Raw genomic sequence first — 11,347 nt, 5'->3', positions numbered from 1 at the left:
GCTTGCCGACGATGACCAGGCCCGGCTGCTCTTCCTCGACCACCTTGGCAAGCAGCTTGGCCACGGCCAGGGATTCAATTCGCTGATCGGACTCGGCGGACGTATCCACATGAACGGCCCGGTCGGCGCCCAGTGCCAGGGCGGTGCGCAGTTGCTCCTGGGCGGCCTTGGGGCCGATGGTCACGGCCACGACCTCGGTGGCCACGCCGCGCTCCTTGAGCCTCACCGCTTCTTCCACGGCGATCTCGCAGAACGGGTTCATGGCCATCTTGACGTTGGTGAGATCGACGTCGGAATTATCCGGCTTGACCCGGATCTTGACGTTGTAGTCGATGACGCGTTTGACCGCGACGAGTACTTTCATGGCGTTTCTCCCATGTTGTGTGGCTGGCCCTCCAGGGTGTCCTGGATCGTGTCGACACTCCGGTGCTTGCCGTCATGGCCGATGGCATGGCCATGTCCTGTGAGTATTCAGTGCATGTGCATATTCAGTTCATTTGAGTATTCAGGGACGCATGCCAGTGGAACGGTGAATGGCCACTGGCACGCTAAAAACGTGCTATCAAAAACCACGCCGCCAAAAGCGGGGTGGCAAGGCAGAGAAACAGGCCGTTCCAGCGATAGCCGATCCGCAACGACGAAACGCCCGTGAACCTGGACAGAATCAGCATCGAGACGGTCATGGGTGATGACATGAGCGCCAGTGTCCACCCCACCAGCAGGGAGACCGCCAGAATGGGTGGCGTCAATCCCTCGATACCCAGGGTGGGCAGAATACCGACCAGCAGCGTGACGCTGACGATGGGGTTGATGCCAACCTGAGCCAACAGTGCCACCAGCAACATGGCGACCACCGCGGTGCCTGCCCCCAGCGCTGAGAGGAAACCGACACGCTCGGCCAACGCCGTACCCTCCACCAATCCCACGCAGATGTGCCCCAGATAGCCGGCTGCCCCCAGCACCACGATCTCGTTGGACGCGGGAGCCACCAGCCTTGGCAACCCGCGATGCATGGTCACGGCGGCACTCGGTATCCCCGCTAGGCCATGGCGACGGCCCTGCCAGCAGAGCCACAGGAAAGCCCCCAAGGGGGCCCCTAGCAACACCGCCGTGGGCAAACGCAGCCCACCCACCCAGGCAAGTGAGAAGATCAACGCTACCAGCGAGACCAACAACAGGCAGAAACGCACCAGCGGCTGCAGTGGAGGAATGTCATGCTGGCGACTGGACTGAAGTCGTGGGCCCGTCAGCCGGTCGACGCCCCAGCCGACCAGGAACAGCAACAGCGCCGCACCCAGGGCATAGGGAGCCAGTTCGATCCAGCGCAGGCCCTCCATGCTGGAGAGCACTACCGCCATGCCGATACCCATGGGTGACACCAGTGGCGCCAAGGCAAACCCACGCAACAACGCCAGCATCATTCGCCGCCTGCGAGCTTGCTGTACCCACAAGCGCCCCTGTGCCGCCGCCAGGGTGTTGCTCTTCTCGATCATGGCGGCAAACAGATTCAGGACACCGATATTGAGAATGATGCCGAACAGCGCCGACCCCAATGACAGGATCGGATACCGTCGGCTGGGAGGCTGAAGGAGCATGGTGTGACCACAGCGCTTCACCAGCGTCGACCGGTAGGCAGGCAGACGAAGCAGGCCCAACGCCACCAGGAAGGTCGCAAAGAAGGCAAAGCGCCCCGCCGCCTCGTGCAGCAATACCAGTGGCTCGTCATGTTGCCACAGCGCCACCAGACTCAGCATGAAGGCCACAACCAGCAGGATGCGGGCCATGGAGGAAAGCCCGCGCAGGCTCAGCAGATACCCCCCGAGAGCCAGCATGGCCAACCACTGCGCCAGGAGGCTCGCGAACACCAGGTCTGCCAGGGTCGCCAGCGTCACGACCAACAGCAGGCAAGCCCTCAGCCGCCCCCCACTCACTGGCCCTCCACCTCGGCGGCCTCGCTTCCCCGGCGCCGACGAAAGGCCCCTTCGCCCATCGCCACAAGGGTGCCTTCGCTGTCGAAGACTTTACCGCTGGCCATGAAGGTACTGCGCCCACCGCCTTCCAGCCTGCCGATAGCTCGCAGCGTATCTCCCTTGGCTGCCGCCACGAAGGTGGTGGTAAGCGACAAGGTCATCGCCTTGCGAAGCTGATCCGGAGCTTCGCAGTGCAAGCCCGAAAAACTCATCGCCACATCCAGCAAGGTGCAGAGAACGCCACCATGCACGATCCCGCTGCGGTTGAGGTGATGTGGCTCGACCACCAGCTCGAGCGTGACCTGGTCCGGTACCCAGTCAACCACGCGGACGCCCAGAAAATCCTGAAAGCCCACCATTCGCCAGGACAGTGGCAAGACGTCACTCATGGCATGTCCCTCCCCTGCGCCATGTCACGCAACCGCCCCTTGAGAATCTTGCCACTTGCCGTCGCCGGCAGACTCTCCATCAACACGATCTGCGATGGCCGCTTGTAGGGGGCCAGCCGCTCGGCGATAAAGGCATGTAACGTCGTTTCGTCCAGGTTCGACCCCGGCTCGCACTGCACGAAGGCCACCACCTCCTCGTTACCCGATACCTGGCGGCCCACCACGGCGGACAGGGTGACATCGGGATGTTCGTTGATCACCGCCTCGACATCGGGTGGGTAGATGTTGAACCCGGAGCGAATGATAAGCTCCTTGCTGCGCCCCACGATATACAGCTGATCGGCCTCGTCGAACCGCGCGATATCGCCGGTATTGAGCCAACCATCGTCGGTGAGGATGGCTCGCGTGGCGTCGGGCTGGCGAAAGTAGCCCTTCATGACATTGGGGCCACGCACCCAGAGCTCGCCAACCTCGTCTTCGCCCTCGGTGGCGTCACCGCCTGTATCCAACGGCGCGAGGCGATACTCCAGCAGTGGCAACACACGCCCCGCGGTATTGCTGGCATGTCGATCATCGATACGGGTCTGGCTGATGGTCGGGCTGGCCTCGGTCAAGCCATAGCCGTTATGCAGTGTCAGCCCGAAAACCGCCTCGGCTCTTCCCTTGATGTCGGCATCCATCGGCGAGCCGCCTGCCGACATATAGATCAGCGCTGGCGCTTCCAGAGGCTGGCCGCGCTGGCGAAGAAACTCCAGGGTTCTCGAGTACATGGCCGGCACGCCCTGCAGGACGGTGATTCGCTCACGCTCCAGGGTCGCGAGCATCATCGCCGCATCGAAGCGTGGCACGGTATAGAGACAGGCACCGTTATAGAGCGATCCCATGCATACCGAAGAAAGACCGAAGACATGCGACATGGGTAGCACCCCATAGACGCGCTGGCCCTCACCAAGATGGCGCATGCCCCCGGAGATCGATGCGATATAAAGAATACCGCGGTGAGTGAGCATGACACCCTTGGGTGTGCCGGTGGTGCCGGAGGTATAGATCATCGCCGCCACCTGCTCGTCGCCACTGGCCGACACCGGTTCAGGGTCGCTTGAAGCCAGCGCCCCTACCCTCAGCGCACCCAGGCTGGGATGCACCAGCGACTCGGCGCCGTGACGACGACCGTGCTCATCCGCATCGGGGGATGCCTCACTGGTGTACAGGACGCGTCGCGGCAGGCAATGATCGCGAATCAGATCGATCTCCTTGACCGACAGCCGTGAGTTGACGATCGCCACCCAGGCATCGAGTTCGCTTGCCGCCAGCAGCACGGCTACCAGGGCACGACTGTTCTCACCAACCATCATCACACGGTCGCCTGGGCGAATCCCGAGTGAAACCAGCCACTGACACGCCTCGCCAATCTCGCGCGCCAGCTCTGCGTAGCTCCAGCGGATATCGCCATCGACCAGTGCCGGCTCGTCGGGAATGCGACGGGCATTCTCGAGCACCCGGGTACTCAGGCGCTCGGGAAGCTCGGCCACCAGCTCACTGGCCAGGCGGCCAAAGATCCGCTCGTCAGGTGCCCGGCGCGCTACACGAAACGTCATCAGGATGCCTCCCGTACCATGTTCCGGGCGATCACCAGTTGCTGGATCTGGGTGGTACCTTCATAGATACGGAACAGCCGCACATCGCGATAGAAGCGTTCGACGGCATACTCCGCCATGTAACCAGCGCCGCCATGGACTTGAACCGCGCGATCGGCCACACGACCCACCATCTCCGCACAGAACAGCTTGGCGCACGAGGCCAGGGTCGAGACATCTTCACCGGCATCCTTCCGACGAGCCGCGTCGAGGACCATGGTGCGGCCGGCATAGGCTTCAGTCTTGCTGTCGGCAAGCATTGCCTGGATCAGTTGATGGCTGGAAAGCGGCACGCCGAACTGTTGGCGATCCATGGTATAGCGCAGCGACTCCTCGACCAGCCGCTCGGCAACACCGACACAGACGGCGGAAATATGCAGTCGGCCGCGATCCAGCACCTTCATCGCTGTCTTGAAGCCCTGGCCCTCGCGGCCCCCGATGATGTTCTCGGCCGGCACCCGGCAGTCGTTGAAAATGATGTCGCAGGTGTGGGCGCCCTTCTGACCCATTTTGTTGTCGGCAGGCCCACGCTCGAGTCCGGGAGTGTCACCTTCGACAATGAACGCCGAAATGCCACCTGCCCCTTTCTTGGCGGGATCCGTTCGCGCCATCACGGTGAAAAGATCCGCCTCGGGGCCATTGGTGATGTAGCGCTTGGTGCCATTGAGAATGTAGTGATCGCCGTCACGTACGGCCGTGGTGCGCAGGCTGGCAGCGTCGGAACCGACATCGGGCTCGGTCAGGCAGAACGAACTGAGGATGTCTCCAGTCGCCAGCGCCGGCACGTACTTCAGCTTCTGCTCCTGCGTACCGTCGATGAGAATGCCTTGTGCGCCGATGCCGTTGTTGGTGCCAAACACCGAACGGAACGCCGGAGACGTCTTGCCAATCTCCATCGCGACCAGCGCCTCTTCCTCCATGGTCAAGCCGAGACCGCCATACTCTTCCGGGATCGACAGGCCAAACAGACCCATCTCCTTCATCTCCGCAAGCAATTCGGCAGGTACGGCATCGTCCTCGGCCAGGCGCGCTTCATTGGGAATCAGTCGTTCGCGCACGAAACGCGAAATGGTATCGAGAAGCTGATTCAGGAGTTCCGGGTCACGAATCATGGCGTGTCCTCACAGGTGAAGTGGCAGGCGGGTCTCGGGGAGTCGGCTACGTCAGGAGTACCGGTTCTGCATCATGGAATTGTCGTTCGCATCTATTGTCAGGCACTTTTGCATAGCCTAGGATGGCAGTCAATATACGGAATTTAGTTTTGCTTTGCGGAATATAAGCACGCTGCATATCAGCGCTCGACTGTTCAGCGCACGACTGTCCCGATACCCGATCATGAGGAGAAGCTCGCCATGTCGTCCCCCACACCCTCGGATGTCACTTCGTCGGCACCTTTCCACCGCCTGGGGCTGGTCGGCACCGGCGCCATGGGTCGCGGCATCGCCCAGTTGGCTGCCCAGGCGGGTCTCGAGGTGATGCTGCATGATGCACGCACGGGCGCGGTGGATGAGGCCAGGGACTTCATCGCTGGCATCTGGTCGCGTGGAGTAGCCAAGGGGCGCCTGAGCGAAGACGATCAGGCAAGCTACCAATCCCGGCTCCATGAGGCTACCGAGCTCGAGGATCTGGCGGGCTGCGATATCGTGGTGGAAGCCATCGTCGAGGATCTCGACGTCAAGCAGGACCTCTTCAGGCGACTGGAAGCGGTCATCGCTGACGACGCCGTGCTGGCCACCAATACCTCGTCGCTGTCGGTAACCGCCATTGCCTCCGCGTGCCGCCTACCGCAGCGAGTGATCGGCTTCCACTTCTTCAACCCTGTTCCGCTGATGAAGATCGTGGAGGTCATACCCGGTTTGCGAACCTCCCGTGAGGTCGTCGACCACGTGGATGCCCTGGGACAGGCCATGGGGCATTTTACCGCTCGCGCCACCGACACCCCGGGCTTTCTGGTCAACCACGCCGGGCGCGCCTTCGGCACCGAGGCGCTGCGAATCCTTGGCGAACGCGTGACGGATCACGCCACCATCGACCGCATCCTCGTCGACCAGGGTGGTTTTCGCATGGGGCCCTTCAGCCTGCTGGACTTGACCGGTCTCGATGTATCCCACGCGGTAATGGAGTCGATCTATCACCAGTATTATGAAGAGGCGCGTTTCCGGCCTTCACCCTTGACCCGATCGCGTCTCGATGCCGGGCTGCTGGGCCGCAAGAGCGGCGAAGGCTTCTATTGCTACCAGGAGGGCCAGGCGGTAGTGGCCAAGGAACCTTCAGCGCCGGCGGCCACTCCCCTGCCGATATGGATCAGCCGCGAAGACCCCGAAGCCGCCCAGGCCCTCTCGGCAGTGGTCACCGCCGCTGGCTGGACGCTCGAACAGCGCGATCAGCCAAGCCCCGACTCGCTTTGCCTGCTCACCCCGCTGGGTGAAGACGCCACCCAGACGGCACTGCGCCTGGGTCTCGATGCGCGTCGCTGTGTGGCGATCGATATGCTCGGCGGCCTCGACAAGCGGCGTAGCCTGATGACCACCCCGGCCACCCAGACCCGCTACCGGGATGCCGCCTGGGCCCTGCTTGGCGCTGACGGCACCCCGGTGAGTGTGCTCAACGACAGCAACGGCTTCGTGCTCCAGCGCGTGGTGGCCTGCATCGTCAATGTCGGCGCTGACATTGCCCAACAGGGCGTGGCAGAGCCCGCTACTCTCGACCGCGCCGTGGAACTGGGGCTCGGCTATCCACGAGGACCGCTGGCAATGGGCGACCACTTCGGCGGCCGGCGGATACTCTCGATCCTCGACAACATGTTCGCCGCCACCCGCGACCCACGCTATCGCCCCAGTCCCTGGCTGCGCCGACGCGCCATGCTGGGCCTGCCGCTTGCGACCCCCGAATCGACCTGACAGGAGTGCTCCCATGCAAGACGCCTTCATCTACGACGGTATTCGTACCCCCTTCGGTCGCCACGGCGGCAGTCTGGCCAGCGTGCGCCCCGATGATCTGCTCGGCCGGACCTTGAAGGCCCTCGTCGAGCGCAACGGCTTCGCCCCCGAGGACTTCGAGGAAGTGTTGGCCGGCTGCACCAACCAGGCCGGCGAGGATTCTCGCAACGTGGCCCGCCACGGTGCGCTGCTGGCCGGTCTTCCCGTCGAGGTTGCCGGGCAGACCGTCAATCGTCTGTGCGGCAGCGGCCTGGCCGCGGTGATCGATGCCGCGCGCGCGACCCGACTCGGCGAAGGTGAGCTGTTCCTGGCCGGGGGAGTGGAGTCGATGTCGCGGGCGCCCTATGTGCTGGGCAAGGCCGATGCGGCATTTGCCCGCAATCAGCCCCTTTATGACACCGTGATCGGTTCGCGCTTTCCCAATCCCTGGATCGGTCAAGTCTATGGTAGCCACAGCATGCCGGAGACAGCCGACAACGTGGCAAAGGACCTGGCACTGGGACGCGACGCGAGTGATGCCTTCGCGGCGCGCTCCCAGGCCCGGTACGCCACTGCCCTGAGCCAGGGCTTTTATGACGGGGAGATCCTCGCCATCGAGGTGCCCCAGGGCCGCAAGCAGCCCCCGCTCGCGATCGACAAGGATGAACATCCACGGCCTGGCACCGATGCCGACAAGCTGGGCCGACTGTCGCCGCTGTTCGAGGGTGGTGTTGTCACCGCCGGTAACGCCTCGGGTCTCAACGATGGGGCCGCCGCCCTGATCGTCGGCAGTCGCCAGGCGGGAGAAAACGCCGGGGTCAGACCACGGGCACGCATCGTGGCGGGAGCCGTGGCCGGTGTGGCGCCCCGCGTCATGGGCCTGGGGCCGGCACCCGCATCACAGAAGGTATTGGCGCGAGCCGGCATGACCCTCGACCAGATGGATGTGATCGAGATCAACGAGGCCTTCGCGGTGCAGGTACTGGGCTGCGTCAAGCAACTCGGGCTATCGGCGGACGACAGCCGCCTGAACATCAACGGTGGTGCCATCGCCATCGGCCACCCACTGGGCGCGTCAGGGGCTCGCCTGGCGCTGACCGCCCTCCGCCAGTTGGAGGCCAGTGGTGGTCGCTTCGCCTTGGTGACCATGTGCATTGGCGTCGGCCAAGGCATCGCAGCCATCATCGAACGACTGGATCACTGACACCCCGAAGGCGAACGGGAACGCCCGACAACGCCGCCGCTCCTCAGGGGGGCGGCGGCTTAGTAGCTGCGTTTCATTCCCTGCTCGGCACGATGCTCAACGACCCTCGGTTTGCCTCTCGAGTCCATCGTGAGGGCGGTCTGTGGGCAAACGGCGCCAAGCCACTCGATGCGCCAGGTAGCAACAGCCCAACAGGGTCAACCCGATCAGGTCGCTGATCCATTCGGGATAGATCAACAGTGCCGCCGCCAACAGCAAGACCAATCGAGCCAGGTGCTTGATGTTGCCGACCCGATACAGATAGCCCTCCATCGAGGCGGCTACCAGCCAGATCGCGGTGATGGCGGTGAGTGATGACAGCACAATCCGATCCACGGGCCCCTGCAGGATCAGCGCCGGATTGAGCACGAACAGAAACGGCAGCACGAAAAGCACCCCACCCAGGCGCACGGCATGCAGACTGGTACGGGTATTGCTGGCTCCAGCCACGCCCGCGGCGGTGATCGCTGCCAGAGCGACTGGCGGCGTGATGTAAGACAGCATGCCCCAGTAGAGAATGAACAGGTGGCTGCCCAACGGGTTAAGCCCCGCCGCCACCAATGCAGGCGCCAGCAGAATCGACAGGAAGATGTAGCAGGCACTCACCGTCATGCCCATGCCCAGCACAAAGCTGGTCACCGCACCCGCCGCCAGCATCAGCGGTATGCTGCCTCCGGCATAAAGCAGCAACTCGCGCGAGAAGGAACCTGCCACGCCAGTGTAGGAAAGCCCCCCCACCACCAGGCCAATACCCGCCAGGATCGCCACCAGATTGCCGATGTTATGCGCAAGCTGGTACATGAAGTCGAGCCCCTTGCGCACACTAAGACGCTGATGACGTCGAAACAGCGAGATCACCAGCAACACCAGAGTGGCGTAATAGGGCGCATGGCTCTCCATGCGCATCACCAGCAGCATGTAGATCAGTACCGCCAGACTAAGCAGGTACGGCCAGCCGGACTTCAAGGTATCGAGTACCCGGGGAATTTCCTCGGGTTGCATTCCCTTCAGCCCCTTGCGAGCCGCGTAGTTATCGACCTGCAGCAACAATGCCAGATAAAAGAGAATGGCCGGCAACAGCGCCGCCATCATCACCTCGCCATAGCTCACTCCAAGGAAGGAGGCCATGATGAAGGCCACCGCCCCCATCACGGGTGGCATCAGGGTTCCCCCGGTGGAGGAACAGGCTTCCACTGCGGCGGCATATTCGGCGGAGTAGCCACTGCGTTTCATGGCGGGAATGGTGATCGTGCCGGTGGTCAGGATATTGGAGACCGCACTGCCCGAGAGGCTTCCCATGAAGGCGCTCGAAATCACCGCCACCTTGGCAGGCCCGCCACGACTCTTGCCCATCAGTGCGGTCGCGAAGTTCATGAAGAAATCACCGCCACCGGTGACGGTCAAGGCGATGCCGAACACCACGAAGCCGATGATCAGGTTGGCCACCACCTGCATGGGCACGCCGATGATGCTTTCTGCCCCCATCACATGGGCGCGTATCGTCTCGTCCAGGGCGAAGGAGTTGCTCCACAGGAAACCAGGCATATGGTCGGCATAGAGGGGATAGAGGCCGAACACCAGGGCCACCGCGAAGATCGCCCAGCCACCGCAGCGCCTGACACCTTCCAGCACCAGCAACAGGGTCAGTGATGCCGTCATGGTGGCCTCGATCGGCGCGAAGAATTCCCACCCCTCCTGGGTCATGCGCAAGCCGTTGACACCCAGGTAAATGGAACAGCCAAGGGCAGTCGTGGCCAGCAGCCAGTCGTACCAGGGCAATCGGTTGACATCGGCCTTGCGGGCCGGAAAGCAGAGCAGTGCCGCCGCAAGGAAGATGCCGATCAGATAGTAGAGGAAGGCATTGCCTATCGGGTAGAAGCCCAACAGTTTCAGGGCAAAGGTCTGGTTGATGGCCATCATCAGACCAGTGAGACCCAAGGCCATCACGACGCCTCGAGACATGCCATTCAAGCGTTGGTTGTTGATTTCGCTCATGGTCAGGACCCTTGATAAGGAAGGGCCGGGGCATACACCCCGGCCATGGCATCACGGCAGCTCAGACAGCACTTGCTCGCGACGCTCGTTCCAGCGAGCCGCGAAAGCCTCCTCGTCCAGGCCATCGCCCTCTTCGCGTACCTGGGACCAGGCATCACTCAGTGCCTCGAGCCTGGCCAGACGGGCATGGTTCCAGGCTTGCATCTCCTCGTCCCAGATGCCCTGCTCTTCCAGGTAGCGGATCGCGCCGGCATGGAAAGGAATATCAATGGGTGGCGCTCCGGCATCCTCGATGCGCCAGCGATGAATCGCCGAGGTGGCATCCTTGTAGAGGTCATAGGTCTCATCCAGGGCCTTGACGAACTCATACACCTCATCATCACTCTTGTTACCCAAGGCCACGATGATCGGATAGCGATAGGCCAGCATGTTGGCCGGGGATGTTTCCGAGAGCCCGGCACCGATGGTCTCCTGGAAGGGTTGGAAGACCGGCGCCACACGGTTCATTCGTTGCCAGCCCTGTTCGTCATCTGCCGGTATATCGACCCAACGGATACCGCGGGAGGACTCTTCCAACTCATACAGCTGACTGGCGGTGGTGGTGGTACAGGCGGCATCGGCCTGGTTCTGAACCATCGAGCTCATGGCTGCGCCATGAGTGGGGAACATCACCGCATCGACGTCGTCTCGGGTGAGACCGCCAAAGGCCAGGATGGCGTCGCACTTGACGTTGACCGATGGATTGCCGGCCACGTAGGCGACACGCTTGCCACGCAGGTCTTCCAGGGTATGGATATCGGCATCCGCCGCCGAGGGGACACCGAAGGTGGAGGGGCGGCCCGCCACGGCGCGCAGGTCCTGAGGCCCCCAGCGTCGCTCGGCAAAATCATGGATTCCCTCCGACGCAAAGAAGGATTCCGTGGCCAGGTAGGCGTAGTCAGCTCGGCCGGCCACCAACGGTTGCAGGCGGCCAATGGCCGACCCCGCGGGCTGGATACGGATACGACTGTTGTGGGCGCGACCGAAGGCATCGGCAATGGCGGATGCCTCCGAGTGGCCCTGTGACCCGACGTCATAGGCGGTCCAGGTCATGGTATCGGGGAGGCCTTGGGCATGGGCATTCCCGCCCAACGCCATCAGGGATGCGGCGATCAGGCCGGCGGTGAGTGTCTGGTATTTCATGGCATGCTACCTC

9 protein-coding genes are annotated in these 11,347 nt (G+C 62.9%); 2 read left to right on the top strand and 7 right to left on the bottom strand.

Annotated features, from left to right (window positions below; all coding sequences use genetic code 11):
- The 5 genes from C6V82_RS16715 to C6V82_RS16695 form a co-directional block, all read right to left on the bottom strand.
- On the bottom strand, positions 1-364 hold a 364-nt coding region (locus C6V82_RS16715), incomplete at its 3' end, for an electron transfer flavoprotein subunit beta/FixA family protein (RefSeq protein WP_420809974.1).
- Positions 365-548: 184 nt separating this feature from the next.
- Positions 549-1,931, bottom strand: coding sequence for a hypothetical protein (locus tag C6V82_RS16710; protein WP_102587365.1), 1,383 nt, complete (start codon positions 1,929-1,931; stop codon positions 549-551).
- Complete coding sequence (locus C6V82_RS16705; protein WP_102587364.1) at positions 1,928-2,359, bottom strand: PaaI family thioesterase; 432 nt, start codon at positions 2,357-2,359, stop codon at positions 1,928-1,930. Before C6V82_RS16705 ends, C6V82_RS16710 begins: the two co-directional genes overlap by 4 nt.
- Complete coding sequence (locus tag C6V82_RS16700) at positions 2,356-3,957, bottom strand: class I adenylate-forming enzyme family protein (protein WP_102587363.1); 1,602 nt, start codon at positions 3,955-3,957, stop codon at positions 2,356-2,358. The genes C6V82_RS16705 and C6V82_RS16700 overlap by 4 nt, the downstream gene beginning before the upstream one ends.
- Complete coding sequence (locus tag C6V82_RS16695) at positions 3,957-5,108, bottom strand: acyl-CoA dehydrogenase family protein (RefSeq protein ID WP_102587362.1); 1,152 nt, start codon at positions 5,106-5,108, stop codon at positions 3,957-3,959. Before C6V82_RS16695 ends, C6V82_RS16700 begins: the two co-directional genes overlap by 1 nt.
- A 240-nt stretch (positions 5,109-5,348) precedes the next feature.
- On the opposite strand from C6V82_RS16695, the gene C6V82_RS16690 reads away from it, so the two are divergent.
- Both C6V82_RS16690 and C6V82_RS16685 read left to right on the top strand, forming a co-directional pair.
- A complete protein-coding gene (locus C6V82_RS16690; protein ID WP_102587361.1) occupies positions 5,349-6,896 on the top strand; it encodes a 3-hydroxyacyl-CoA dehydrogenase in 1,548 nt (515 codons plus the stop codon).
- A 13-nt stretch (positions 6,897-6,909) separates the two neighbouring features.
- The gene (locus C6V82_RS16685; RefSeq protein WP_102587360.1) at positions 6,910-8,118 is read left to right on the top strand and encodes a 3-oxoadipyl-CoA thiolase; all 1,209 of its coding nucleotides are present in this window, start codon (positions 6,910-6,912) and stop codon (positions 8,116-8,118) included.
- A 96-nt stretch (positions 8,119-8,214) separates the two neighbouring features.
- On the opposite strand, the gene C6V82_RS16680 is transcribed toward C6V82_RS16685, so the two are convergent.
- The gene (locus C6V82_RS16680) at positions 8,215-10,152 is read right to left on the bottom strand and encodes a TRAP transporter permease (protein WP_229843240.1); all 1,938 of its coding nucleotides are present in this window, start codon (positions 10,150-10,152) and stop codon (positions 8,215-8,217) included.
- A 51-nt stretch (positions 10,153-10,203) separates the two neighbouring features.
- Positions 10,204-11,334, bottom strand: a complete 1,131-nt coding sequence (locus tag C6V82_RS16675) for a TAXI family TRAP transporter solute-binding subunit (RefSeq protein ID WP_102587359.1) — start codon at positions 11,332-11,334, stop codon at positions 10,204-10,206.
- Between the last annotated feature and the right edge of the window lie 13 nt (positions 11,335-11,347).

Source organism: Halomonas urumqiensis (assembly GCF_003028575.1).
Taxonomy (GTDB): domain Bacteria; phylum Pseudomonadota; class Gammaproteobacteria; order Pseudomonadales; family Halomonadaceae; genus Halomonas; species Halomonas urumqiensis.
The sequence above is the reverse complement of the archived record's forward strand: the minus strand, read 5'-3'. Positions and strand labels throughout refer to the sequence as shown.